This is a genomic window from Caballeronia sp. LZ003 (assembly GCF_031451465.1).
In the GTDB taxonomy this organism is placed as follows: Bacteria; Pseudomonadota; Gammaproteobacteria; order Burkholderiales; family Burkholderiaceae; genus Caballeronia.
In genome coordinates, this window is record NZ_JARUXJ010000001.1 from 3,198,207 (window position 1) to 3,224,025 (window position 25,819).

Sequence of the window (25,819 nt, forward strand, 5' to 3'; positions counted from 1 at the left end):
TCAAGGAGACCGCGATGAATGCCCCTGAGCAACAGAAACTGATTGGCGCTGGCATCAAGCGCAAGGAAGACTATCGCTTCCTGACGGGTGCCGGCCAGTACACCGACGATGTCGTCCTTCCACAGCAAAGCTACGCCGCGTTCCTGCGCTCGCCTCACGCGCACGCGAAGATTCGCGGTATCGACATGGAAGCGGCCAAGGCTTCGCCGGGCGTGATCGCCATTTTCACGGGCAAGGATCTTGCCGGCGAAAATGTCGGTGGCTTGCCGTGCGGCTGGCTGATCCACAGCACCGATGGCTCGCCGATGAAAGAGCCGCCGCATCCCGTCATCGCGAACGAAAAGGTGCTGCACGTGGGCGATCAGGTCGCGCTCGTGGTCGCCGAATCCATCAAGGAAGCGAAGGACGCTCTCGAACTCATCGAGGTCGATTACGACGTGCTGCCCGCCGCGGTCGATACCGGCAGCGCCGCCGGCGACGGCCAGCCGCAAGTGCACGACAGCGTGCCGAACAACGTCTGCTACAACTGGGGCCACGGCGACAAGGCCAAGACCGACGCCGCCTTTGCGCAGGCCGCGCACGTGACGACGCTCGATATCGTCAACCAGCGCCTCGTGCCGAACGCGATCGAACCGCGCGCCGTCAACGCGAGCTATTCGAAGCACGACGAAAGCTACACGGTCTACGTCGCGAATCAGAACCCGCACGTCGAGCGGCTGCTGATGGCGGCGTTCGTACTGTCGCTGCCGGAATCGAAACTGCGCATCATCGCGCCGGATGTGGGCGGCGGCTTCGGCTCGAAGATTTTCCTGTACCCGGAAGACGTGGCGCTGACGTGGGCGTCGAAGAAAGTCGGGCGTCCGATCAAGTGGACGGCCGAGCGCTCCGAAGCGTTTCTCTCCGACGCGCATGGCCGCGATCACGTCACCAAAGCAGAACTCGCCATCGACAACGACGGCAAGTTTCTCGCGATGCGCGTGCACACGACGGCGAACATGGGCGCGTATCTGTCGACGTTCGCCTCGTCGATTCCGACCGTGCTCTACGCGACCTTGCTCGCCGGCCAATACACCACGCCCGCGATCTACGCCGAAGTCAAAGCGGTCTTCACCAACACCGTTCCCGTCGATGCCTATCGCGGCGCGGGCCGTCCGGAAGCGACCTATGTCGTCGAACGGCTCGTTGAAACGGCGGCGCGCGAGTTGAATATCGATCCGGTCGAACTGCGCCGCCGCAACTTCATTCGTGAGTTTCCGTACGCGACGCCGGTCGGCCTGACCTACGACGTCGGCGATTACGACGCGTGTCTGAACCGCGCGCTCGAACTCGCGGACGTGCAAGGCTTTGCCATGCGCAAGGCGGAATCGGAGAAAGCGGGCAAGCTGCGCGGCATCGGCTATTCGTGCTATATCGAGGCGTGCGGGCTCGCGCCCTCGAATGTCGCGGGGGCGCTCGGCGCGCGGGCGGGCTTGTTCGAGGCGGGCGAAGTGCGCGTGCATCCTACCGGCTCGGTCACGGTTTTCACCGGCTCGCACAGTCACGGACAAGGGCACGAAACGACCTTCGCGCAAGTGGTCGCGGACCGGCTTGGCGTGAATATCGACAACGTCGAGATCATTCACGGCGACACGGGCCGCATTCCGTTCGGCATGGGCACGTATGGCTCGCGCTCCATTTCGGTCGGCGGCTCGGCGATCATGAAGGCGCTCGACAAGGTGGAAGCGAAGGCCAAGAAGATTGCCGCGCATCTGCTCGAAGCAGCGGTGGAGGACATCGAGTTCAAGAACGGCACGTTCCGCGTGGCGGGCACGGACCGCACGAAGAGTTTCGTCGATGTCTCGCTTGCCGCCTACGTGCCGCACAACTTCCCGCTGGAAACCATGGAGCCGGGGCTGAACGAAAACGCGTTCTACGATCCGACCAACTTCACTTATCCGTCGGGCGCGTATGTCTGCGAAGTGGAAGTCGATCAGGACACGGGCGAAACGCGTATTCAGAAGTTCACGGCGGTCGATGACTTCGGCAACGTGATCAACCCGATGATCGTCGAAGGGCAAGTGCATGGCGGGCTCGGCCAGGGAATCGGCCAGGCGATGCTCGAGCGCTGCGTCTACGACGACACCACCGGCCAGTTGCTCTCAGGCTCGTATATGGATTACGCGATGCCGCATGCCATCGACTTGCCGAACTTCACCGTCGAAACCGCGAAGGGCACGCCGTGCTCGCACAATCCGCTCGGCGTGAAGGGCTGCGGCGAAGCGGGCGCAATCGGCTCGCCGCCCGCCGTCATCAACGCGATTCTCGATGCCCTCGCGCCGCTCGGCGTGAAGGATTTGCAGATGCCCGCGACGCCCCATCGCGTGTGGTCCGCCATGCACGCCGCCCAACGCGCCTGAAGGGAGAACGAACATGTACGCATTCGACTATCAACGTCCCGGCGAGACTCAGGCTGCGGTTGCCGCGCTTGCCGCCAACGGCGATGCCAAATTCCTCGCGGGCGGCCAGAGCCTCTTGCCGACCATGCGCTTGCGGCTCGCGCAGCCATCGGCGCTCGTGGATGTGACGCGCATCGCGTCGATGAAAAGCATCGCGCTCGATGGCGGCAAGCTGATCATCGGCGGCGCCATGTGCCACGCGCAGGTTGCATCGGACGAACAGGTTCGAAAGGCGCTGCGCGGTCTCGCCGATCTGGCTGGCCGAATCGGCGACAGACAGGTGCGCGAGCGCGGCACGATTGGCGGCTCGCTTGCCAACGACGACCCCGCCGCGTGCTATCCGGCCGCCGTGCTTGCGCTGAACGCGACGGTGGTGACGGATCGCAGGCGCATTGGCGCGGATGAGTTTTTCATCGACATGTATCAGACCGCGCTGGAGCCGGACGAGTTGATCGTCGCGGTGGAATTTCCGCTCGCCGAGCGCGCCGCGTACGAAAAGTTTCGCAACCCTGCTTCGCACTTCGCGCTCGTTGGCGTGTTCGTTGCAAAGCATGAAGACGGCGTGCGCGTTGGCGTGACGGGCGCGGCGTCTTCCGTGTTTCGTGCGGCCGAGCTGGAGGCGGCGTTGTCGAAAGACTTTTCCGTCAGCGCGGCGCGAGGCGTGAAGATCCTGCCCGGCGAACTCAACGACGACATGCACGCGAGCGCGGAATATCGCGCGCATCTGATTCCGGTGCTGGCGGGCCGGGCGATCGAACGCGCCAACTCGTTCTAGGCAGCACGTCGAAGTCATTCAGCAACCAAGCGGCGGATTTCGAGTCCGCCGCGCCTTCCCATGATGCCGAACGAGCCGGATTCCATCGACGACACGCTCGCGCGACTGCGCGAGCATCAATACTTCGCGAACCGCGAGCTCGCGACGGCGCTTTTTCTCGCGCTGAAAATGCAGCGGCCGCTCTTTCTCGAAGGCGAGCCGGGCGTCGGCAAGACCGAACTCGCGAAAGCGGCGGCGGGTCTGTGCGGCACGACGCTCTTGCGCCTGCAATGCTACGAAGGTCTCGATACGGCGAGCGCGCTCTACGAATGGGACTATCCGCGTCAGATCATGGCGCTGCGGCTCGCGGAAGCATCGGGTGAAACACCCTCGAACGATTCGCTGTATCGCGGCGAGTTTCTGTTGAAGCGTCCGTTGCTTCAGGCGCTGCTGCCCGATCCTTCGAACGCGAACGCGCGGCGCGTGTTGCTCATCGATGAAATCGATCGCGCCGACGAGCCGTTCGAAGCGTTCCTGCTCGAACTGCTGTCGGACTTTCAGGTGTCGATTCCCGAGTACGACACGGTGCGCGCCACGCATCCGCCTCTCGTCGTGATGACCTCGAACCGCACGCGCGAAGTACACGATGCGCTCAAGCGCCGCTGTCTTTATCAGTGGATCGGCTATCCCGCGCGCGATGTCGAGCTCGAGATCGTCGCGGCCCGCGCGCCGGAAGCGAGCCGCGACTTGCAGGCGCGAGCGGTCGGCTTCGTGCACGAGTTGCGCACGCTGGATCTGTTCAAGGCGCCGGGCGTCGCGGAAACCATCGACTGGTGCCGCGCGCTCGCGGCGTTGTCGGTGTCGGAACTGGACCCGCAGTCGGTGCGCGACACGCTCGGCGTGCTGCTGAAGTATCAGGACGACCTCGCGCGCATGGACGCCGACACGCTCGCGCAATGTCTTTCGGCTGCGCGGTCATAGCGATGGAAACCATCGCGCGCAACGTCGTGCACTTCGTCAGGCTGCTGCGCGGCGCGGGCCTCGGCATGTCGCCCGCGCATGCCGTCGATGCCATCGACGCGCTGCGCTTCATCAATCTGCGTCGTCGCGACGACGTGCACGCGACGCTCGCGTGTCTGCTGGTTCACGCGAGCGACGAGCGCGGCATCTTCGACGCGGCCTTCGATCTCTTTTGGCGCGATCCCGACTGGGAAGGCAAGCTGCGCATGCTGTTGCTGCCGAAAGTGACGAACGGCATGCCGCCGCCCAAACGCAACAACCGTCTCGCCGATGCGCTCGCCACGCGCGCGGTGTCATCGGCTGAAACGAAGCGGGAAGGCGCGACCGAGGAAGCGCACGCGCGCCTCTCGTTCAGCGCGCGGGAACGCCTGAGCCAGCGCGATTTCGATACCCTGAGCGCCGACGAGTGGCGCACGCTGCGGCATCAGATTCGCGCGCATCGGCTGCCGCTTGCTAGCGAACCGACGCGCAGGCTCAAGGCGGCTTCGCGCGGCACGCATGCCGACCTGAAGGCGAGCGCACGTCACGCGGTTCGTTCAGGCGGCGACTGGACCGTGTGGAAATACCGCGCCGTCGTGGAACGCCGGCCGCCGCTCGTCTTGTTGCTCGACATATCCGGCTCGATGAGCGCATATTCGCGCGCCGTGCTGTACTTCTGCCACGCGCTTTTGCAATCGCGCGAGCGCTTGCAGGTGTTTCTGTTCGGCACGCGTCTGACCAACGCCACGCGCGCGTTGCGTGAGCGCGATCCGGACGTCGCGATTGCCGCGCTCGGGCTTCAGGTCGCCGACTGGTCGGGCGGAACGCGCATTGGCGGGGCGCTCGCCGAGTTCAATCGACGCTGGGCGCGCCGCGTGCTTGCAGGTCGCGCGACCGTTCTTCTCGTCACCGACGGCCTGGATCACGAGGCCATCGACGTGCTCGAAACCGAAATTGCGCGGCTGCATCGTTTCGCGCATCGGCTGGTGTGGCTCAATCCGCTTCTGAGATTCGCCGATTTCACGCCGCGCGCCCGAGGCGTGCGCGCGATCCTGCCGCACGTCGATGCGATGCTCGCGGCCCACAATCTCGACAGTCTCACCGCTGTCGGACGGGAACTGGCGGCGGCGCACGGCCGGCACGATTCAGGCGCGCGTCGCGTCCCGTGAGTATCAGGGAGACGAAAAATGGAACTGTCCGAAACGCATGTCTTGCCGGTGCCCCAGGCGCGGGCGTGGGAAGCGCTCAACGACACGGAGATTCTGAAACTTTGTATCCCCGGCTGCGACAGCATCGACGCGGAAGGCGAGAATGCGTATGCGGTCGCGATGACAGCGGCGGTCGGCCCGGTCAAGGCGCGCTTCAAGGGCCGCATGGAACTGACGAATATCGACGCGCCGAAGACGTACACCATCGTGTTCGAAGGGCAGGGCGGCGCGGCCGGTTTCAGCAAGGGCAGCGCGACGGTGAACCTGGAACCGGGCGAGACCGCCGACACCACCAGGCTCACTTACAGCGCGAATGCGCAGGTGGGTGGCAAGCTGGCGCAGATCGGCTCGCGGCTCGTGGATGGCGCGGCGCGCAAAATCGCGGGCGAGTTCTTCAAGCGCTTCAGCGCGCAATTGCAGGGCGCAAGTGGACCGGCGAATGAATCGGCGGACGCTGAAAACGGCGGCGACGCAGGGCAGGAACAGGGAAAGAAATCATGGACAGCGTGGATCTCGAAGTCTTGAAAAACAGCGCGCGATGGCTCGAAGAAGGTCATCGCGCATTGCTCGTCACGGTGGTGAAGACGTGGGGCTCGTCGCCGCGCCCGGAAGGCGCCATGCTCGCCGTGCGCGCCGACGGCCACGTGGTCGGATCGGTGTCGGGCGGGTGTATAGAAGACGATCTGATCGAGCGCGTGCGGCAACGCGGTATCGAGCAGACGAAGCCGGAAGCGGTGAAGTACGGCATCAGCGCGGAAGAAGCGCATCGCTTCGGCTTGCCGTGCGGCGGCACGATTCAGCTCGTGCTGGAGCCGTTGACGAAGGACAGCGGCATCGCGGAACTGTGCGCGGCGGTGGAAAGCGGGCGGCTCGTCGCGCGCACGCTCGACATGGCGACCGGCCGCGCGCGTCTCGAACCGGCGCAAGCTACCGATGGCGTGCTCTTCGACGACGCCACGCTGCTCACCATCCACGGGCCGCGCTATCGCATGCTGGTGATCGGCGCGGGGCAGTTGTCGCGCTATCTGTGCAGCATCGCGGTGGGGCTGGATTATCAGGTCACCGTCTGCGATCCGCGCGTGGAGTACACGGACGAGTGGAACGTGCCGGGCACGACCATCGTGCGGACCATGCCCGACGATACCGTGATGGACATGAAACTCGACGAACGCTGCGCGGTCATCGCGCTGACGCACGATCCGAAGCTCGACGATCTCGCGCTGATGGAAGCGCTGAAAACGCCCGCCTTCTATGTCGGCGCGCTGGGATCGCGGCGCAACAACGCCGCGCGGCGCGAGCGCCTGAAGGAGTTCGATCTCGACGAAGCCGAACTCGCGCGACTGCACGGGCCGGTGGGCATTTATATCGGCAGCCGCACGCCGCCCGAGATCGCCGTGTCGATTCTCGCGGAAGTCACGGCGGCGAAGAACGGCGTGTCCTTGCCGGAGTTGCTGAAGGTGGAAGGCGCAAAGGCCGCGCGGGAAGTCGCGGGAAGTGGCGAGGTGTGTGGCATTTGAGTTTGGCGACCCCGAATTCGCAAGCTCAGGCCCGCATCGCGTGCGGCCTATAATCGTCGTTCTCATCCGCGCGGCCTATTTTGATGCGCCAAGCCTGCGCGGACAGGTCATCGAACTATTTCCAATCCGCACCGAATGCCCGGCAAACCCTTGACCGGCGATGCCCGCCGCGCAATCGCGCAAGCGGATGCGCCGCCACAACCCGCGTCCGCCAGAACCGGGCAGCGTCACATGAGCCACCGTGCGTTACGCGGGTGGTCCGTGGTGCATCGCTGGACGAGTCTCATCTGCACGGCGTTCATGTTGCTGCTCTGTCTGACGGGCCTGCCGCTCGTCTTCGGTCATGAACTCGACCTGCTGACGGGCGATGCCATCGAAGCGCCTGCGCTGCCCGCATCGCAGGCGAATGCGCGCGCGAGTTACGACGCGGTCTTGCACGCCGCGCTGAGGGAGCATTCCGGCCACGTTGCGCAGTACATGATTTGGGAGCCGGACGAACCGCTTTTGCCTGTCATCGTCACCGCGCCTCGCGCCGATACACCGCCCGACGACACGCTAAGCACCACCGTCGATGCACGCACCGCGAGGCCGCTCGGCATGCCGCCGGGAAAGGGATCGCTCAAGTTCGTGCTGCTCAAACTGCACGTCGATATGTTCGCCGGACTCTTCGGCAAACTGTTCCTTGGCGCGATGGGCGTGATGTTTCTCGCGGCGATTGTCTCGGGTGTCGTCGTGTATTTGCCGTTCTGGCGCAAGGTGGGGCTCGGGCGCGTGCGGCTTGCGAAGAAGCGGCGCATCGTTTGGCTCGACTGGCATAACGCCATCGGCATGTTGACGCTCGCGTGGGCGCTATTGGTCGGCGCGACCGGTTCCATCAACACGCTCGCCGATCTCATGCTCGATGCCTGGCGTAACGATCAGCTCGCGCAGATGCTCGCGCCTTATCATGGCCAGCCGCCGGTGACGGTGCGCGCAACCGTCGACGACGCCGTGAAGACCGCGCAGGGCGTCGCACCCGGCATGATTCCGTCGTTCGTGGCGTTTCCGGGGACGCGCTTCAGCAGTCCGCATCACTATGCCGTGTGGATGCGCGGTGACGGCATTCTCACGACGCGAATCCTGCGGCCGGTTCTCGTGGATGCATCGACCGGCGCGCTCACCGATTCACGCGAATTGCCGTGGTATCTGAAAGTGCTGCTTGGCTCGCAGCCATTGCATTTCGGCGATTTCGGCGGGATGCCGCTCAAGATTTTCTGGGCAGCGTTCGATTTGCTGACCATCGTCGTGCTGGGAAGCGGTTTGTATCTTTGGCTCACGCGGCATAATCCGCGGAAGAGGAAGGCATAGAGCGGCGCGCGTGGTTCGCGCCGGCATGGCGAGGCCGGCCATGGGGGAAAAGCGGAACAACGCGGCAAAACGGCGACACCGCGCATCCAAACCGCTTCGCCACGCGCCAAGCGCGCTAGGGAGCGCCTTACATCAACCCACAAACAATTGCCGCGATCAGCGAGACGGTGACGATCACCACACCCGCCGTACGCCGCTTGTTGAGCTCCGTCCACAACAGCACGCCAGTCAGCGACAGCAATATGATGCTGCCCGCGAACGTATCGATGAGCAGCACCCAGCCCACGCTCAGACCCACGCCCTTGTGCAGGTTCGTCATCATTGCGAGGAAGGTGTTTTCGGTGCGCTTCACCGACACGAAGTTATTGCCCACCCAGTATTCCGCCTGCACGTTGCCGCCTGGCGTGGCCAGCGCCACCGACCACTGCTCCGGCTGCATCGTGCTCTTGTCGCCCCAGCCGACCGGATGCGCGGGCTCGCGACGCGTGCGGCCAAGTTGACCGTCGATCTTCAATTCCTTCTTGAGCCACGTCCCCATGTCGCGCGGCGACTTGAATCCTTCGGCGGGCAAAGGCATCTGCATCTGCGAAACCTGCGGTTCGCCTGTCGAGATACGCAGCGGCGGCGCGCGGTGATTCAACAGGAAACCCGTCGTGCCGAACAGCAAGCCGAGTAACGCGCCCCACAAGCCGATCCAGCCGTGCACCTTTCGCAGCCATTTGAGAAAAACCGATCGGCGCGACCGATTTTTGCGGACGAACTGCTCGGCATCGTCAATAAGCCGATGCGGCCGGTAGGAAGCGCCGCTCGTCGCGGATGGCTGCGGATTCAGTGTATCGGGCGCGTTCACGCGTCTCTCCGGAAGTGGGTCTGGTTCGGGCAAAGCCTCGCCGCAGTCGGCTAGACACGCGTTCAAACGCGGCGTCGGCGAGAGGCAACGAAGAGGCAATCAGATGAGAATCGTTATCATTACATGTCGAAAAACCTAACTCAACGTTTTTCGACTAACTAACACGATCATTTCTAACGAAATATTTCAGACCGGCCAGAGCGGTCCTTCCTGCATCGCGCCGACTTGCTCCCGCAATTCGAGGATGCGTTCTTCCCAATAACGCTGCGTGTTGAACCACGGGAAGGCGGCGGGGAACGCGGGATCGTTCCAGCGGCGCGCGAGCCAGGCCGCGTAGTGAATCAGCCGCAAGGTGCGCAGCGCTTCGATCAGATGCAGCTCGCGCGAGTCGAAATCGCAGAAGTCTTCGTATCCGGCGAGCAGATCGGCAAGCGCGCGCGATGCCTCCGCGCGGTCGCCCGGCAGCAGCAGCCAGAGGTCCTGAACGGCCGGGCCCATGCGGCTGTCGTCGAAATCGACGAAATGCGGGCCGGCATCGGTCCAGAGCACGTTGCTCGGATGGCAATCGCCGTGCAGTCGCAGATGGCGCACGTCGCCCGCGCGCTCGAAACATTGCGCGACGCCTTCGAGCGCCATGTCCACGACGCGCTCGTAGGCCTCGCGGACATCGTCGGGCACGAAGCGATGCGTGAGCAGAAACTCGCGCGGCTCGTACCCAAAGGTTTGGATATCGAGTGTGGGCCGTTCGCGATACGGTTCGATGCCGCCCACCGCATGAATGCGCCCGATGAAGCGCCCGAGCCATTCGAGCGTGTCGCGGCCGTCGAGATCCGGCGCGCGGCCGCCGCGCCGTTCGAACACGGAGAAGCGAAAGCCTTCGAATTCATGGAGCGTCGCGCCTTCGAGCGAAAGTGCCGGAACCGCTGGAATCTCGCGCTCCGTCAACGTGGCGACGAAGGCGTGCTCTTCGAGAATCGCGGCATCCGACCATCGCCCGGGACGATAAAACTTCGCGACGATCGGCGGCCCGTCTTCGAGCCCCGCCTGATAGACGCGGTTTTCGTAGCTGTTGAGCGCCAGCAAGCGGCCGTCAGTGCGCTTGCCAGCGGGGATCAGCACGCTGTCGAGCGCGTCGAGCACACGCTCGGGCGCGAGGCCGGCAAAAGGCGGGGCTTCGCTCGGCGCGGGCGCGCCGGGGGTATCGGAATGAGTTGAGTTCATTCCGGCATTGTGCCCCGCGCGCGGACAACTGGCTCGCCGGCCGCGCGCCGGTCAGCGTTCCTTCAGTGGACGACCGTGTTCGCTGGGCGCACGATCTCGCCCGTATCGATCAGATCTTCGAGAAAGAACGGCTCCGTGTTGAGCAGTTGAGTGACGCCGGGCTCGCCCGCGTACCACGCGACCATAGCCATGTCGCCCAAAATTCGCATCACGATGCCGCGTGCGCCCTGAGGCACGGCAATATGGACGGAGCGGACAATCGAACCGATTTGCATGATGAATCCCCGTTTCCGTGCCGGCTGAGGATAAAACGCCGGTCAAATATTTTCACCAAGCACAGGCTTTTCACGGCTCGTGCACCAGACAACCTGCCGCGTCATTGTTGCGCGACGCGCAGCACACACGGCTTCCATGAACGATTGTGTCCTTACTTTAGCGCATCGCGGCGCGTGAGCGCGATGCCTGCCGATATCATTTGTTGCCATTGGATGACGTTTTTCGGCATTAAGTTGTGTCCTGCGGCACATGTGACCGATTTCTGTATCGGGCAAAACCCTAAGGATCGGCGTATCTTTAGCGGTTTTGGGCCGCCGAACGTGGGCCGACAACTTTGAACCAGATCAGAATAATCCTCTCTGGTCGACACGGAGACCCTGGTTGTGAATGCATCGCCGGCGCCGCAGCGCACCGAAACTGAAGCTGATTCCATTCCCTATCTCGAGCGCGGCTCGCGCGCTTACTGGCGCGCGGCGCTGGCCTTGTTGTTCGCGGGCTATGCCACGTTCTCGCTGCTCTATTGCGTGCAGCCGCTGCTGCCGGAGTTCACCAAGGCGTTCGGCGTAAGCCCGGCGGTGAGTGCGCTTTCGGTCTCGGTGAGCACGGCGGCGCTGGCAGTGGCGATTTTCATCGCCGGATTCGTTTCGGAGAGTTGGAGCCGCCACCGCTTGATGACGATGTCGCTGCTCGCATCGTCCGTTCTCACCATGATCGTCGCCGCGCTGCCGAACTGGCACGCTCTATTGATCGTGCGCGCGCTGGAAGGCTTTGCGCTCGGCGGCGTGCCGGCCGTGGCAATGGCATATCTCGCGGAAGAGGTGCATCCCGAAGGCCTGGGCCTTGCGATGGGGCTCTACGTCGGCGGCACCGCGATAGGCGGCATGGCGGGTCGCGTGATCAGCGGCATCCTCGCCGATCTGTTCGGCTGGCGTATTGCGATTGGAGGAATCGGGCTGCTCGGGCTTTTCGCGACGCTGGCATTCCGCTCGTTGCTGCCGCCATCGCGGCGCTTCAAGCCGCGACGCGGCGTTGGGTTCCATCATCATCGACGCTCGCTTGCCGGACATTTGCGCCACGGCGGATTGCCGTTTTTGTTTCTCATCGGCTTCGTGCTGATGGGCAGTTTCGTCACGCTTTACAACTACGTGGGTTATCGGCTGCTCGGCGCGCCGTTCTCGCTCAATCAGACGCAAATCGGCGCGATCTTCACGGTTTATCTCACCGGCGTGGTCGCATCGCCGTGGTCGGGCAAACTCGCCGATGTATTCGGGCGCGGGCGCGTGCTGATCGCGAGTTTGCTTTTGATGATGCTCGGTATCGCGATGACGCTTTCGGGTTCCTTGCCGGTGATCATCGGCGGAATTGCCTGCCTGACGTTCGGCTTCTTTGCCGGGCATTCAGTGGCGAGCGGCTGGGTCGGACGACTCGCCGCGCAAGCAAAAGGACAAGCGGCGGCGCTCTATCTGCTTGCTTATTACCTTGGATCGAGCCTGATCGGCTCGTACGGCGGCCACTTCTGGACGGCGTTCGAATGGCCTGGCGTGGCTTCGCTGATCGGCGCTTTGCTGCTGGTCGGTATGGCGGGCGCGGTTTATCTGAATGTGCGCGAGCGGAGTGCTTAATCGTCATTATTCCGCTGAGGCGATTTTGAAAGCCCGTTGAAATATGAGGGAAGTAAGGGTTTTTCCGCGTCTACTTAATAGTTCCGTTTGCAAAGCCTTGTTTCAATTAGCTTGGTGCAATGCAATAGTTTTCAGGCGCACGAATATAGGCCGACACGGCGATTCGACCGGCCTATACTCGAAGCGTCGACGCGACGAATTATCTCGAGCGCGCCGCGACAAGAGCTTGAAGCTGGAAGAAGGGAGACGCACCATGACGACTTACTTCACAATCGGCGATTTCATTCTAATTATCCCGATGGCGCTCGCTGGCGCCTTGTTCCTCGGCGCCATTCCCTGCGCAACGCATTTCAAGAACAACGCCTTGCGCGTATTCGGCGCGCTCTTGGGCGTGCTGGTTGCGTTCCTGCTCGTGGAAGGACTGCCGGCGCTGGTTTAGGCGCGGCGGGCGGATGCGCTTTAATCAGCACGTCCGCCGCTGATCAAAACCCGGTACGGCTTTAATGCCGTCAAGCCGGGTTTTGTCTTTTCAGGCGCGAACATTACGCGCCGTCGAATGAACTATATTCAGACCAGATATTCGCCGAGGAACGTCAAGGTGCGGCCGTGCGCCAGCGCCGATGCCTTCGCGTTATACGAAGCGCGATCGCCGCAATTGAAGCCATGATCGGCGCCCTGATAAAGATAGAGTTCGGAATCCGAACGGCCCGCAAAACGGTCGCGCACGCTGGCGACTGCATCGGAAGGAATATGCGCGTCTAGTTCGCCGTAATGGAATTGAATCGGTGATTTGATTTTGTCGGCCTGATCGAGCTGATTCTGAATGCCGCCACCGTAATAGGCCACGGCGAGATCGACCGACTCTTGCGCCGCCGCCAGATAAGCGAGGCGTCCGCCGAAGCAGAAGCCGATGGCCGCCACCTTGCCCGTCACTTCGGGCAACGCGCGCAATGCCTGGGCGGCCGCGCCGACGTCGCCGACGGCTGCATCGAGATTGGTCTTTTGCAGCAGTTCCATCGCCTTTTCGCGATCCGCGCCGTCGTAACCCAACTCCACGCGTGGTTGCGTGCGCCAGAAAACGTCCGGTGCGAGCGCCACGTAGCCATCTGCCGCATATTGATCGGCGACGCTGCGAATATGCGCGTTCACGCCGAAGATTTCCTGCAGGATGATCACAGCGGGTCCGGTGCCCGTCTTTGGCAGGGCGAGATAGCCCTGGAAGCTGCCGCCATCAGCGGGAATGTCGGTCCAGCGGGAAGTGGTGGAAATGGTCATGTCGTTGCTCCTTTAGCTCGATTGAACATGCGCGTTTGAGGCGGCTGTGTGCGTTGATTCGCCAGCCTCGGACCGCGTTGGCGAGTGAGTTTGCCAGCTTTCCCTTTCAGACGCCTGAGCGCGTCCGGGCCGCGCTGGCATGACCTTTGACGGGAAAAAGATTTTTAGAGCGGCTGGTCTAAACACTTGGCGAGTTAGCGGCTTTAAAAACAGGCTAATGAAGCGAGCGCGCGGGATTATCGGCAAACGGCCGCCGCTCTTGAAGCGCGTTCAAACCGGCACACGTCCGCCCCTTGGAAACCCGCATGAACAGGGCGTCTTCACGGAACGCCACCACAAACGCCCGCGCTTCTCAACTGGCCTTTAATCGGTAGTCACACCAGTATCTTAAAAAACTTCCCTAATTTAATTTGACACCCCTACACTTGCGCGCAGTGCGGATGGCGGCCGCCAAAAATGGCCAGCCAGAAGGACTTGCCAAGTGCATGACGATGCATCCGGCGTGGTCGTCCACGGGACTGAGCGATCGTGATGAAAGACGGGGCACAGGGCGATTACGTTGTTTTTGGGACCGAAACTGGAGACTTACATGAACACCAAGCTTCACAAACTGTTGCCGATCAGCGCTGCAGCCGTGCTGTTCGCTACGTTGGCAACATCCGCAGCAGCCGACCAGGTCGTCAAGATCGGTCACGTCGCTCCGCTGACCGGCGGCATTGCTCACCTGGGCAAGGATAACGAAAACGGCGCGCGGCTCGCAGTCGAGGAAATCAACGCGAAGGGTCTCACCATCGGCGGCCAGAAGGTCACGCTGGAACTCGACGCGCAGGATGACGCGGCCGACCCGCGTACCGCTACTCAGGTTGCACAGAAGCTGGTCGACGACAAGGTTGTCGGCGTCGTCGGTCACTTGAACTCCGGTACGTCCATCCCGGCATCGAAGATTTACAGCGACGCGAGCATCGTTCAGATTTCGCCGTCGGCCACGAACCCGACCTACACGCAGCAAGGCTTCAAGACGACGTATCGCGTCGTCGCGACCGATGCTCAACAAGGCCCGGCGCTCGCCAACTACGCCGCGAAGCAATTGAAGGTAAAGAGCGTCGCCGTGGTGGACGACTCGACCGCCTACGGTCAGGGTCTCGCCAACGAGTTCGAAAAGACTGCGAAGGCACTTGGCCTGAAGGTCATTTCGCACGATGCGACCAACGACAAGGCAGTCGACTTCCGCGCGATTCTGACGAAGATCAAGGGTGAGAACCCCGACGCGGTGATGTACGGCGGCATGGACGCAACCGGCGGCCCGTTCGCGAAGCAAGCCAAGCAGCTCGGCCTGCGCGCGAAGGTTCTCGCAGGCGACGGCGTCTGCACGGAAAAGCTGGCCGACCTGGCTGGCGACGCAACCGACAACATTGTGTGCTCGGAAGCCGGCATGGCGCTCGAAAAGATGGAAGGCGGTCAGGCGTTCGCGGCGAAGTTCCAGAAGCGCTTCGGTCAGCCTATCCAGATCTACGCGCCGTTCACGTATGACGCGGTGTATATCATCGTCGACGCGATGAAGCGCGCGAACTCGACCGATCCGGCGAAGATCGTTGCCGCCATGCCGAACACGGACTACAAGGGCGTGATCGGCGAGACGACCTTCGATTCGAAGGGCGACCTGAAGCACGGCGTGATCTCGCTGTACGACTACAAGAAGGGCAAGAAGAGCTTGCTGGACGTCGTCAAGATGTAATGACGGCGGGCCTTCGGCTCCAAGAAACGCGCGGACTTCAAAGGTCCGCGCGTTTTTTTATATCTTGAGGCGCTTGAGGATCTTCGGTCCGATCAGCGCGATCAAGGCGCAGCAAGCCGCAACCACGCACAACCCGATGGGCAATGTGCTGATTTGCGCGACGCCGCCAATCAGCACCGGTCCGAGCAGCAAGCCGAAATAGGCGAGGCCCGCGACCTGCGCGAGCCCTTCCGCCGCCGTCACGCCCTCCACGCGCGCCGCGGCCGCGAAGAGCACCGGCATCATGTTGGCGAGGCCGAGGCCCATCAGTGTGAAGCCGGTTAGGGTCACAACCGCGTTCGGCACGACGAGCGCCATCACCATGCCGATAAACGCGAGTCCCGCGCTGCCGAAGATCAATTGCGGCGCGCCGAAGCGAGCGCGCACGGCATCGCCGCCAAAGCGACCGGCCGCCATGCCGCCCGAGAACGCGGCATAAGCGCCGCTTGCGACCGAGGGCGTGGCCAGCACGACGTCGCGCATATACACGGTGGCCCAGTCGTACATGGCGCCCTCCGCGATCAACGCAACGAGCGCCATGCCGCCCAGCGCCCAGAGCGCGCCCGAGCGCCAGCGATTCGACGACGATTTCGCGTGTTCATCGTGATGTGCCACGTGCGGCAGCACGTAGGGCATCGACACGAGCAAGACGATCAGACTGACGCCCGAGACAAGAGCGAGATGCGCGGCAGGCGCAAGACCGTGCGCGAGCAACGCGCCGCCGACCGCCGCGCCCGCCATGCCGCCCACGCTGAACATGCCATGCAGCGACGACATGATCGGGCGCTCGAGCGCTTCTTCGACGGCGCTGGCCTCGGCGTTCATGGCGACATCGAGTGTGGCCATGCCGAAGCCGAAAAACGCCAGCACGATGAGCAGCATCCAGAAAGCCGGGACGACTAGAATCAGCGCGCCGCAGCACATCATGGTGAGGCCGCCCGCCATGCAGGCCATGCGCGTGCCGGCTCGCGCGATCCACGGACCGGCTGTGAGCATGGCGAAGATCGAGCCGCCAGCGACGGCGAAGAGTGCGAACGACAGCATGCCGGGACTGAGCGCGAACTTGTCGCGCACGGTCGGCACATGCACGCCCCACGAGGCGTACATCATGCCGGCGATGAAGAACACGGCCATCGTCGAATAGCGGGCGCGCTTGCGGGCGGCGGCCGGGAGGCTGCGATGCAAGGCTTGCATCGGATTTGACTCGCGGGAGGCGGAAAGAGAGGTCGAGTCGGACACGAACGAAGAGTTTGAAAGAATGATGCGAACGCAGGACAACCTTGCAGATTGCCTCATTTCGCGGGAGCTTTCGATTCTATCGAACGGCTAGCAGACACGCTCGATGCCCGTGCTTTACCATCGGTCGCATCAAACTCGAATAATCAAAAAGGAGATTCATGCATATCCCGTCGCAAGCGCCTTTGCATTTGCTGCATCGCATGCCAGAAGGCACGCTCGCCAAGCAGTCGCGAGACCCACGCGGTTTTCCTTATCCAACCGCGTTGCCTTTCGCGCCGACCGCTCACCATACGCCAATGTTGTTGATCAGCCAGCTCGCCGAACATACACGCAATCTTCAGGCAGACGGACGGGCCGGTTTTCTGATTACTCACGCGGCGGAAGGGCGCGTTCTCGAAGGACAGCGATTGACCATGCTCGGTACATTCGCGCCCGCGCCGCTTGCGCAATATGAAGAACTGTCGCGTCGTTATTTGCGATATCACCCGGACGCGGGGCGTTATCTGGAGTTGGGTGATTTCTCGTTCTGGCTGATGTCGCTGGAACGAATGCGATTTATTGGCGGTTTTGGTGCAATGGGATGGCTGCGCGCAGAAGATTTGGATGATCTGGAGCCGGTTTCTTCCGCCGATGAAGTCGCGCTCTGCAAGATTTTCGATGCTTATAACGCTCGGCCGGCGAATCTTGCATTATTAGGGATAGACCGATACGGATGCGATTTGCTGCGCGACGGCACACGCAATCGTTTTACCTTCGATAAGCCGAAACTTAACGGGGACGAATTGAGGACCGCGCTAATCGATTGCATCGAGCGGCAAAGCTAGGCAGCATTCATTAACCGGATGGCAAAAAGACAGCTTACTATGAGGAACGGCTGCATCTAAACTGTCATCCGGTGAAATATTTGCCCAAAGAGCGTCGACGGCATTTCATTGCGCGCCAATTTTTCACGATTAACGACGTCTATTCCTTACTACTTTCCCGAGAGGTGCTTCGGGCGAGAAGCGAACAGACGGCCCATTGTTACGAGGAAAGCCGCTGAAACTCAATTTAAGTGGCAATGCGCACATGCCGCCTTAATCCGATATGTGTTAATCTGCGTGCCATCCGAGGCTTTATCGAAAACGTAAAGCGGGCGACAGACTCGTAATTCAGCAAACTACTCAGGAAATTGCCATGCCTTCATACAAGGAACTTCTCGCGCAGCGCGAGTCTCTGGAACGTCAGATTGAAGAAGCGAAGTCGCGTGAATACGCCGAAGTGCTCAATGAGATCAAGCAGAAAATGGCGGATTACGGCATCACGCTTCAGGAACTAGCCGGTGGTCGCGGCGCTAAGACTCCGAAGGCATCTCGTGCCCGTAACGGCGTTGCACCGAAATACCGTGACCCGGAAAGCGGTAGCACGTGGTCGGGCCGCGGTAAGCCGCCAAAGTGGATTGCGGGACAGGACCGCGATAGCTTTCTGATCGGCAGATAAGTCGGGCCAGATTTCAGTGAAAAGAGCCGCGCTTAGAACGCGGCTTTTTTTCCGACTAGCGAGTTCGCACGCGTAACGGCACGTATTAATGTCGCCGTCTGTCCTATTTACCCGAGCGAAGAGCGCATTGAAAGCGCGAAGCCAGGCGCGGCGTTAAGATTTATCGACACACATGTTTGGCTTAAGGCAAATTACATGTCGCTTTCGACGGCTCGTGCCAAGCAAAAGCAGGGCGTTGCGCGGACGACTACCTGGACCAGCATTGCGCTCAACTGCGTTTTAAGCACGGCGCAACTGACCGTAGGTTTTATTGCCCATTCTCAAGCGCTGCTTGCGGACGGCGTCCATTCGCTATCCGATCTGGTTTCCGATTTCATCGTTCTGATTGCCAACCATCGTTCGGCGGCAGCGCCGGATCACGATCACAACTATGGTCATAGCCGTTATGAAACGGTAGCGTCGTTATTCCTCGGCGGATTGTTGATTGCAGTCGGTGCGGGAATGTTATGGCGCGCCGGCACGCGAGTTCTAAACCTGGACGATATTCCCCCCGTTCACGCCAGCGCGCTGATGGTTGCGTTAATCGTCCTCGTATCGAAAGAAGCCTTGTTCAGATATATGCTGCGCGCGGCAGAACGCGTGCGCTCGGCATTACTCGTGGCCAACGCCTGGCATGCACGTTCGGACGCCGCTTCGTCACTCGTCGTGGCGCTTGGAATTATCGGCAGTCTCGCAGGACTTAAATTTTTCGATCCGATTGCCGCCGCACTGGTCGGTTTCATGGTCGGCAAAATGGGCTGGAGTTTCGCGTGGGATGCGCTCCAGGATTTGTCAGACCGGGCGCTCGATCAAACCGCCGCCGCCGATTTACGCGCCATTTTGCTCGGCACGCCCGGTGTGCGTGAAGTCCACGAATTACGTACTCGGAAAATGGGCGACCTGGCAATCGTCGACGCGCATATTCTCGTCGATCCGCGTATTTCGGTTTCGGAGGGGCATTTCATTGCCGAATCGGCGCGTGCGTACGTAATGACCGATCCGCGCGTGATCGATGCCCTCATTCACGTCGATCCGGAAAGCGACGCGCTCAACCCGCTGCCCGGCGATTTCCCGTTGCGGTCCACTGCACTGGACGCCGTGCGCGCCGCTTTCGGCGCAGAGAGCTTGCCAATAGAGGAATTGAATCTGCATTACCTGAGCAGCGGCTTCGATATCGATATTGTTTTGCCAGCGCATTTGCCAGATCAATTAGGCGAAGACGCGGCGGCGCGCCTTGCCCGAATCGATATCGATGCCCTCAAGCGAAAGCTTGGCGCGCACGAGTTACGCGTAACCCATGCGCTTCGAACGACGCGTGACGCGCCCGTTCGACCTTGATGTTCAGAGTGGCAGTTGCGTATCGAACTTGATTTCGCGCAGCACGACGCTCGTGCGAACCTGCGCCACGGCCGGAATCTTGAAGATGCGCTCGTGCAGGAACGCGTCGTATGACTTGATGTCGGGCGCCACGATCTTGAGAATGTAGTCGGATTCGCCCGTGGTGCTGTAGCACTCGGTCACTTCCGGACAGGTGGCGATCTCGCGCTCGAACTGTTCGACGCCGCCTTCGGTGTGCCGCGTCAAATGAATATGCGCGAGCGCGCAGACGTGCAGGCCGAGCTTCTCCCTGTCGAGGAGGGCGGTGTAACGCTGGATGACGCCGGACTGCTCCATGTCCTTGATACGGCGCCAGCAGGGCGTACTCGAAAGCCCGACCTGATCCGAAATTTCCTGAACAGACCGCCGCGCGTCGAGTTGCAGGAGACGCAGGATTTTTTGTGAGAATGTATCTAGAGTCAACTGCGCCTCCATTCGGTCGCGATCTGACCTAATGTTAGAGGCGCAGAAAAAGAAACGCAATGCAAAGCGGCTGCACTGAGGTAGTTTCCCTAACTCACCGGCCTGTCGGCGCGTTTTTACCTTCGACGATGCTTTCAGTTTCGCCCGCAGTGGCTTGTGTGGCGGCCTGCGAGGCACGAAGCTCCGCCAACATGTTGCAAAAGAGCGCGCCCTGCTCGATAGCGTCATCGAGCGCGACGTGCGTATGCGGCAGGTCGTCGAACCAGTGTTTGGGCAGACGCGGTTTGATCGCCTTCCGATACGGCAAGCCCGTTATCGCAAAAGCCAGTGTCTTGATGTCAAGCGCGGACCACGAAAAAGGACAGCGTTCGGCGAAGCGCATCATGTACCAGAACATATAGGTGAAGTCGAAGCCTGCTGGATACGCCACGAACACCGGTTTGCCGGGCAGGGCCTCGACCCATTCGACGTACTTGACGAGCGCGACTTCGGGCTTTTGCTGATCGATACGGCACGCGGCCCAAGCCTCGGGCTGCGTCTTCCACCATGCCGCTTGAACAGGGTGCGGCGCCGCGCCTTCGAGCGTTTCCAGATTCGCCGAGAACGTGCTGACGAGTTGTTTGTCCGCGGTGAACGCGGCCGACGCGAAACTCAGCATCGAGTGCGGACCGGGAATGGGACCGTCGGCTTCGACATCCGTGCTGACGTAGATTTCTGGAATGGCGTTCATGCGCTCACTCCGTCGCCCACATAGGGATTGGAGCGGCGTTCCTCGCCAAGTGTCGATGCAGGTCCGTGGCCCGGCACGAAGGTCACGTCGTCGCCGAGCGGCCATAGCTTCTCGCGGATGGAGCGGATCAGTTCGGCGTGATTGCCGCGCGGAAAATCGGTGCGACCGATGGAGCCGGCAAACAGCACATCGCCGACGAGCGCCAGCCGATGCTCGCGGCTGAAGAACACCACGTGTCCGGGCGTATGACCGGGGCAAAAATAGACTTCCATGCTTTCCTCGCCGAACCGCACGGTGTCGCCGTCTTCGAGCCATCGCTCGGGCGTGAAGGCTTCGGCATCCGAAAAACCGAAGCGCTTGGATTGCGCGGGTAACTGGTCGATCCAGAACGCGTCTTCCCGATGCGGTCCTTCTATGGTGACGCCGTAGTGTTCCGCGAGTGCCTTCGCGCCGCCGCAGTGATCCAGATGACCATGCGTCAGCAGCACTTTTTCGACCTTCGCGCCTTGCCGCTCGACCTCGGCGATGATGCGCTCGATGTCGCCGCCGGGGTCGACCACGGCGGCGCGCTGCGTCGTCTCGCAGATTACGATGGAGCAGTTTTGCTGGAACGGCGTCACGGGCACAAGAATGACTTTCATAAGACTCTCACCGGGACGAAGTCGCGTGTAAAAAGGTGCATTGTACCGGTGCCGGATCACGCTCGCGTCAGCCTCCATAAAGGCCCGGAGGCCGCTTCCAGAGCTGCAATTCTTACGGTCATAGCGAAAATCAATGACGAAATATGCAGTCGGAGGAGCCGGACCCCCGTTTTTTTGTATAATGACGACACCTGTGCATGGCTTTGACCATGCTGTCAATGGACAAAAGTCTGAACGCTAGTGCGTTTTTACAATTGTTATCAGTACGCTGTTGGGGGCGGAAAGCCTCGTAACTGCAACTCAAGCACCGTCATTTGGTGCACACGTCTTGTCCGGTCAGACGCCGCGCGTCTGTCAGACGGCCTTAGCTGCCGTCGCACCGGATGGGGCCTACGCCGCCGTTCCTGCGCTGAAACAACGTCTCATAGCGCGCGAACCGTTGTCATGTTCGATGGCGGCACGTGGGGTCTGGTCAGGCTGCCGGGGACAGGCTGCGCCAGATGTGAACAATAACCGGGCTTTGCGGCAAGAGTACGCCGCATCCGAGCATCAGTTCGCCGTTCGCTGGTTCGAACGGCGTCCTGCTTTGCGCGGCTTGCCTCTCGAGCAGTCTTGCGCGCGCTTTGAGCGCGGCGCGGCCGCTCTACAAACAATGAACACACGCCTATGAATGCTCGATATCTTCGACATGTCGGTAGCTTGCTAGCCGTCGCAGTACTGGCTGGCTGCGCCGCGCCGGGTTCGGGCGACATCGCGTCCAATCCTCAGACAACAGCCACCGTCAGCACGACGAGTGCCCGCTCCACCGCACCGCTCGCTTTCGACAACAACCTGAGCTCCGTGCCTGCTCCGAAGCAAGCACAGGGCGAGTCGCTAGCCAACGCGCAGGCGATTACCAGCGGTCCGAACGTCGGCGAATTCGAGCAGCAGGGAAAGGCTTCCTGGTACGGTCGCCTGTTCCACGGCCGCAAGACGGCCAGCGGCGAGAAGTTCAACATGAATGCGATGACCGCCGCTCATCGCACGCTGCCGCTGGCTTCATGGGTGCGCGTGACGAACGAAGCGAATCACAAGACGGTGGTGGTTAAGATCAACGATCGCGGACCTTACGTGCGTGGCCGCGTGATCGATCTTTCGTATGCGGCTGCATCGGCGCTGGACATGAGCAGCAGCGGCACGCAAAAGGTGAAGATCGAAGGACTGACGCAGCAGGAAGCGCGGGCGGCGCGCGAGCAGTCGCAGTCGCTGGCGGATGACGGCGTGAACTGAACCTGCGTCTGATCCATGAAAAGGCCGTCATCGCGACGGCCTTTTTTCATTCTTCCGAGCGTTTGCTGAGTATCAACGCGCGTTCGTACAAGACGTTGCGCGATGCGCCCGAGAGCGTTGCCGCGATGCGCGCCGCGCTCTTCACCGACAACTCTTCGAGCAGCGTGGTGAGCAGCTCGTCGTTGGCATCGTCCGATGCGTCTTCCTCCGGTGCGCCCTGCACCACGAGCACGAATTCTCCGCGTTGCCGGTTGGCATCTGCTTCGAGCCACGTTGGCCCTTCGGCCAGGGTGCAGCGATGAAGGCTCTCGTGTAACTTCGTCAATTCGCGTGCAATCAGCATTTGCCGCCCGCCGCCGAGCGCTTCACCGAGCGCGCGTACTGTTTCCACGATGCGATGCGGTGCCTCGTAAAACACGAGGGCCATTGAATGCTTGCTCAACGCGCGCAGTTGCGCGGCGCGTTGTTTGGGTTTCGACGGCAGGAAGCCGATGAACGAGAAGCCGCTGACCCACGCGCCGGCCGCGCTCAACGCAGTGGTGAGCGCGCTTGCGCCCGGCAAGGGGATGACGGGAAAGCCCGCGTCGCGCACGGCATCGACGAGACGTGCGCCTGGGTCCGAAATGCCGGGCGTGCCCGCGTCCGACACGCACGCGATGCGCTCGCCGTTCTTCAGATGCTCGATCACGCGTTCGGCGGCGCTGCGTTCGTTATGTTCGTGCACGGCGATCGACGGCTTCGAGATGCCGTAGCGCGTGAGCAGTTGCGACGTGTTGCGCGTGTCTTCGGCGGCGATGCGATCGACGAGACCGAGCACGTGCAGTGCGCGCACCGTGATGTCCGCCGTATTGCCGATCGGCGTGGCGACCACATAGAGCGCGCCCGTCGGATAGTGCTGCCCGTCGGCTAATTCGGAGATCTGAAGCATGAGCGCGGGCGTCGAAGGAAAGACTGCCATTTTGCCACGCGTGCACGCGCTCAATGCTCGACAACTTTTGAGGAGTGCCTGTGTCCAAATCGCTCGGCGATGTTTTCGAAGCGCGCGCGCTCGAGTACCTGCAAAGGCAGCGCATGAAGCTCGTCGCGCGCAACGTGCGTTGCCGTGGCGGCGAGATCGATCTCGTCATGTCCGATGAACGCGGCGCGCTCGTGTTCGTCGAAGTCAGGGCGCGCGCGAGCCGCCGGTTCGCGGATGCCGCCGCGAGCGTCGATGCCAGAAAGCGCGAAAGGATCGTGCGCGCCGCGCAGTTTTATCTGACGAAGTGGCGCGGCGCGTTGCCCGCGTGCCGCTTCGACGTGATCGCCTTCGATGCGGGACGCATTCGCTGGGTGACGGATGCATTTCGTGCCGACGGAACTTGATGTTGAGGTGTGCCGCGGCATGCATGCGGTAAACTGCGCAGCATTCACACGCAACAACCGCCGCCGCCGCGGCCGATAATCGAGAGTCGATGTCAGTCGAACGCATTCAACAGCAATTCCGCGACAGCGCGGCGCTCACGCTCGAAGCACTCGATGTGCTGGCGGTCCCGATCGCGGCGGCAGTCGACACGCTGTTCAGCGCGCTCGCCAACGGCTCCAAGATTCTCACGTGCGGCAACGGCGGTTCGGCCGCCGACGCGCAACGTTTTGCCGCGCAACTCATCGGCCGCTTCGAGCGCGAGCGTCCCGCATTGCCGGCCATTGCGCTGACGACCGATACATCGATACTCACGGCAGTCGGCAACGACTACGCCTTCGAACAGATCTTCTCGCAGCAGGTTCGTGCGTTGGGACATGCGGGCGATGTCCTGCTTGCCATCAGCACGTCGGGCAACTCGGTAAACGTGCTCGCGGCGATTCAGGAAGCGCACGAACGCGAGATGATCGTGATTGCGCTAACGGGCAAGGGCGGCGGCGTGATATCTGAAGTGCTCATCGACACCGACATACATATCTGCGTGCCTTCCGAGCGGACGGCGCGTATTCAGGAAGTCCATCTGTTGACCATTCACTGCCTGAGCGACGGCATCGACGCGATGCTGCTGGGCGACGACTGAACACAAAGGGGAAAACGAGTTGATGAACAAGACACGCGTGAAGGCGACGCTGGCTAACGCCACGTTGGTGGTGAGCATGTTGTCGGGTGTTGCGTTGACACTGCAGGGCTGTGCGCTCGCGGTGGTCGGTGCGATGGGCGGCGGCACCTTGATCGCCACCGATCGCCGCACGCTCGGCGCGCAGACCGAAGATCGCGAGATCCAGGTGAAGGCGTTATCGCGGATTAACGAGAGCGTGCCCGACACGGCGCATGTCAATGTCACCGTGTTCAACCGGCGCGTGCTCTTGACGGGCGAAGTACCCGACGATGCCTCGAAGCAAAAGGCCGAGTCTGTCGTGCACGACATCAACAACGTGGGCAGCATCGTCAATGAACTGTCGGTGCAGGGTGCGAGTTCTATTTCCTCGCGCGCCAACGACTCGTACCTCGAAGGCCGCGTGAAGACCGCGATGGTCGGCGAGAAGGACTTGCGCGCGAATTACTACAAGGTCGTGTGCGAGCGGAGCATTGTGTATTTGATGGGCCTCGTCACGCCGGATGAAGGCGCGCATGGCGCGGATGTCGCCGCGCGCGTGCCGGGCGTCGAACAAGTGGTGAAGGTGTTCCAGTACATCAAGCCGGAAGAAGCCAAGGCGCTGGAGGCGGCGGCGGCATCGGATGCGAGCGGCGTCTCGGCGGCGAGTGCCCCGGCGCCTGAGGCCACGGTTGGAACGGTGCCGGATTCATCGGTGACATCGCGTCCGCTGGATCAGCAGACGCCCGCGCCCGTCAAGAATTCGGATGTTCATCCGGGAAGTGCGGCTCCGGCGCCAGTGGGTAAGTGATGATGCGACTGCGTGGTTGTGTCGTGGCTGGTTTGCTTTTGAGTGTGTCGGCGTTGGTTCATGCGGCGGATCAGCCTATATCCGCCGCCAATGCGATGGCGATTGCGCGCAGCAATGCGTGCATGGGATGTCACGCGGTGGATCGCAAACTCGTTGGGCCGTCGTTTCAACAAGTGGCGGACAAATACAAGGGCGATGCATCCGCGAGCGCGAAGCTTGAAGCGAAAGTGAAGAAGGGTGGCGCGGGCGTGTGGGGATCGATACCGATGCCTTCGCATCCTTCGATGAACGATGCGGACATCAAGACCGTGGTCGCGTGGGTGCTGGCGGGAGCGCCGGAGAAGTAAGCTGGTGGCGGCTCGGGCTTGCGTTTCGTCGAGATGAACCTGTCCGCATTTTTGTGTGCGAGGCGGTTAGCGGAGTCACCCGCGTGCGTTGGTAAAACGCTCTCCAAACAGGATGGCAAACTGGTTCATTGC

General features: G+C 61.8%; 27 protein-coding genes. 18 read left to right on the plus strand and 9 right to left on the minus strand.

The features are described from left to right. Positions 1–14 precede the first annotated feature (14 nt). The 7 genes from QCE79_RS14535 to QCE79_RS14565 all read left to right on the plus strand — a co-directional run bounded on the left by QCE79_RS14535 (position 15) and on the right by QCE79_RS14565 (position 8,260). Positions 15–2,396, plus strand: coding sequence for a xanthine dehydrogenase family protein molybdopterin-binding subunit (locus tag QCE79_RS14535; protein ID WP_309845060.1), 2,382 nt, complete (start codon positions 15–17; stop codon positions 2,394–2,396). A gap of 13 nt (positions 2,397–2,409) precedes the next feature. Further along, positions 2,410–3,210: a xanthine dehydrogenase family protein subunit M gene (locus QCE79_RS14540; RefSeq protein WP_309845062.1), complete on the plus strand. Its 801-nt coding sequence runs from the start codon at positions 2,410–2,412 to the stop codon at positions 3,208–3,210. Between the two features lie 63 nt (positions 3,211–3,273). Beyond that, entirely contained in the window at positions 3,274–4,170 is an 897-nt protein-coding gene (locus QCE79_RS14545) for a MoxR family ATPase (RefSeq protein WP_309845326.1), read from the plus strand. After that, complete coding sequence (locus tag QCE79_RS14550; protein ID WP_309845064.1) at positions 4,146–5,357, plus strand: VWA domain-containing protein; 1,212 nt, start codon at positions 4,146–4,148, stop codon at positions 5,355–5,357. Before QCE79_RS14545 ends, QCE79_RS14550 begins: the two co-directional genes overlap by 25 nt. A gap of 18 nt (positions 5,358–5,375) precedes the next feature. Continuing rightward, on the plus strand, positions 5,376–5,921 hold the full coding sequence (locus QCE79_RS14555; protein WP_244826679.1) for a CoxG family protein: 546 nt from the start codon (positions 5,376–5,378) through the stop codon (positions 5,919–5,921). After that, a complete protein-coding gene (locus QCE79_RS14560) occupies positions 5,894–6,913 on the plus strand; it encodes an XdhC family protein (protein WP_309845066.1) in 1,020 nt (339 codons plus the stop codon). The genes QCE79_RS14555 and QCE79_RS14560 overlap by 28 nt, the downstream gene beginning before the upstream one ends. Positions 6,914–7,048: 135 nt before the next feature. Then, entirely contained in the window at positions 7,049–8,260 is a 1,212-nt protein-coding gene (locus QCE79_RS14565; RefSeq protein ID WP_309845067.1) for a PepSY-associated TM helix domain-containing protein, read from the plus strand. 127 nt (positions 8,261–8,387) lie between these two features. Here QCE79_RS14565 and QCE79_RS14570 read toward each other — a convergent pair whose 3' ends face one another. The 3 genes from QCE79_RS14570 to QCE79_RS14580 all read right to left on the minus strand — a co-directional run bounded on the left by QCE79_RS14570 (position 8,388) and on the right by QCE79_RS14580 (position 10,606). Further along, positions 8,388–9,110 (minus strand): PepSY-associated TM helix domain-containing protein, encoded by a 723-nt coding sequence (locus QCE79_RS14570; protein WP_250466269.1) that lies wholly within the window; start codon positions 9,108–9,110, stop codon positions 8,388–8,390. Between the two features lie 186 nt (positions 9,111–9,296). After that, positions 9,297–10,331, minus strand: coding sequence for a serine/threonine protein kinase (locus QCE79_RS14575; RefSeq protein WP_309845070.1), 1,035 nt, complete (start codon positions 10,329–10,331; stop codon positions 9,297–9,299). Between the two features lie 62 nt (positions 10,332–10,393). Next, the gene (locus QCE79_RS14580; protein WP_244826684.1) at positions 10,394–10,606 is read right to left on the minus strand and encodes a hypothetical protein; all 213 of its coding nucleotides are present in this window, start codon (positions 10,604–10,606) and stop codon (positions 10,394–10,396) included. 384 nt (positions 10,607–10,990) lie between these two features. Between QCE79_RS14580 and QCE79_RS14585 the strand changes: the two genes are divergently transcribed. Then, positions 10,991–12,229 (plus strand): MFS transporter, encoded by a 1,239-nt coding sequence (locus QCE79_RS14585; protein ID WP_309845072.1) that lies wholly within the window; start codon positions 10,991–10,993, stop codon positions 12,227–12,229. A 253-nt stretch (positions 12,230–12,482) separates the two neighbouring features. Then, positions 12,483–12,668: a hypothetical protein gene (locus QCE79_RS14590; RefSeq protein WP_244826686.1), complete on the plus strand. Its 186-nt coding sequence runs from the start codon at positions 12,483–12,485 to the stop codon at positions 12,666–12,668. A 128-nt stretch (positions 12,669–12,796) separates the two neighbouring features. Here the strand turns inward: QCE79_RS14590 and QCE79_RS14595 are convergent, their stop codons facing one another. Next, positions 12,797–13,498, minus strand: a complete 702-nt coding sequence (locus tag QCE79_RS14595; protein ID WP_309845330.1) for a dienelactone hydrolase family protein — start codon at positions 13,496–13,498, stop codon at positions 12,797–12,799. Between the two features lie 595 nt (positions 13,499–14,093). On the opposite strand from QCE79_RS14595, the gene QCE79_RS14600 reads away from it, so the two are divergent. Continuing rightward, the gene (locus QCE79_RS14600) at positions 14,094–15,239 is read left to right on the plus strand and encodes a branched-chain amino acid ABC transporter substrate-binding protein (RefSeq protein WP_244826687.1); all 1,146 of its coding nucleotides are present in this window, start codon (positions 14,094–14,096) and stop codon (positions 15,237–15,239) included. A gap of 57 nt (positions 15,240–15,296) precedes the next feature. On the opposite strand, the gene QCE79_RS14605 is transcribed toward QCE79_RS14600, so the two are convergent. After that, positions 15,297–16,472, minus strand: a complete 1,176-nt coding sequence (locus QCE79_RS14605) for an MFS transporter (protein WP_309845074.1) — start codon at positions 16,470–16,472, stop codon at positions 15,297–15,299. A 203-nt stretch (positions 16,473–16,675) separates the two neighbouring features. On the opposite strand from QCE79_RS14605, the gene QCE79_RS14610 reads away from it, so the two are divergent. The 3 genes from QCE79_RS14610 (at position 16,676) to QCE79_RS14620 (ending at position 19,373) form a co-directional block, all read left to right on the plus strand. Next, entirely contained in the window at positions 16,676–17,341 is a 666-nt protein-coding gene (locus tag QCE79_RS14610) for a pyridoxamine 5'-phosphate oxidase (RefSeq protein ID WP_309845077.1), read from the plus strand. 352 nt (positions 17,342–17,693) lie between these two features. Then, positions 17,694–17,996 (plus strand): H-NS family nucleoid-associated regulatory protein, encoded by a 303-nt coding sequence (locus QCE79_RS14615; RefSeq protein ID WP_244826690.1) that lies wholly within the window; start codon positions 17,694–17,696, stop codon positions 17,994–17,996. Between the two features lie 195 nt (positions 17,997–18,191). Next, positions 18,192–19,373: a cation diffusion facilitator family transporter gene (locus QCE79_RS14620; RefSeq protein ID WP_309845080.1), complete on the plus strand. Its 1,182-nt coding sequence runs from the start codon at positions 18,192–18,194 to the stop codon at positions 19,371–19,373. A 3-nt stretch (positions 19,374–19,376) separates the two neighbouring features. Here the strand turns inward: QCE79_RS14620 and QCE79_RS14625 are convergent, their stop codons facing one another. From QCE79_RS14625 to QCE79_RS14635, 3 genes are all read right to left on the minus strand, one after another. After that, on the minus strand, positions 19,377–19,847 hold the full coding sequence (locus QCE79_RS14625; protein WP_244826692.1) for an Lrp/AsnC family transcriptional regulator: 471 nt from the start codon (positions 19,845–19,847) through the stop codon (positions 19,377–19,379). A gap of 82 nt (positions 19,848–19,929) precedes the next feature. Next, positions 19,930–20,565: an exonuclease gene (locus tag QCE79_RS14630; protein ID WP_244826693.1), complete on the minus strand. Its 636-nt coding sequence runs from the start codon at positions 20,563–20,565 to the stop codon at positions 19,930–19,932. Next, complete coding sequence (locus QCE79_RS14635) at positions 20,562–21,206, minus strand: MBL fold metallo-hydrolase (RefSeq protein ID WP_250466279.1); 645 nt, start codon at positions 21,204–21,206, stop codon at positions 20,562–20,564. Before QCE79_RS14635 ends, QCE79_RS14630 begins: the two co-directional genes overlap by 4 nt. 666 nt (positions 21,207–21,872) lie before the next feature. On the opposite strand from QCE79_RS14635, the gene QCE79_RS14640 reads away from it, so the two are divergent. Next, a complete protein-coding gene (locus QCE79_RS14640; protein WP_250509712.1) occupies positions 21,873–22,475 on the plus strand; it encodes a septal ring lytic transglycosylase RlpA family protein in 603 nt (200 codons plus the stop codon). Between the two features lie 46 nt (positions 22,476–22,521). Here the strand turns inward: QCE79_RS14640 and rsmI are convergent, their stop codons facing one another. After that, the gene (rsmI, locus tag QCE79_RS14645; protein WP_309845332.1) at positions 22,522–23,403 is read right to left on the minus strand and encodes a 16S rRNA (cytidine(1402)-2'-O)-methyltransferase; all 882 of its coding nucleotides are present in this window, start codon (positions 23,401–23,403) and stop codon (positions 22,522–22,524) included. 74 nt (positions 23,404–23,477) lie between these two features. Here rsmI and QCE79_RS14650 point away from each other — a divergent pair, with 74 nt between their 5' ends. The 4 genes from QCE79_RS14650 to QCE79_RS14665 all read left to right on the plus strand — a co-directional run bounded on the left by QCE79_RS14650 (position 23,478) and on the right by QCE79_RS14665 (position 25,687). After that, positions 23,478–23,837, plus strand: coding sequence for a YraN family protein (locus tag QCE79_RS14650; RefSeq protein ID WP_244826696.1), 360 nt, complete (start codon positions 23,478–23,480; stop codon positions 23,835–23,837). 89 nt (positions 23,838–23,926) lie between these two features. Next, positions 23,927–24,514, plus strand: coding sequence for a phosphoheptose isomerase (locus QCE79_RS14655; protein ID WP_244826697.1), 588 nt, complete (start codon positions 23,927–23,929; stop codon positions 24,512–24,514). Between the two features lie 22 nt (positions 24,515–24,536). Next, the gene (locus QCE79_RS14660) at positions 24,537–25,340 is read left to right on the plus strand and encodes a BON domain-containing protein (RefSeq protein WP_244826698.1); all 804 of its coding nucleotides are present in this window, start codon (positions 24,537–24,539) and stop codon (positions 25,338–25,340) included. A gap of 2 nt (positions 25,341–25,342) precedes the next feature. Next, on the plus strand, positions 25,343–25,687 hold the full coding sequence (locus QCE79_RS14665; protein WP_309845335.1) for a c-type cytochrome: 345 nt from the start codon (positions 25,343–25,345) through the stop codon (positions 25,685–25,687). Positions 25,688–25,819: the final 132 nt, after the last annotated feature.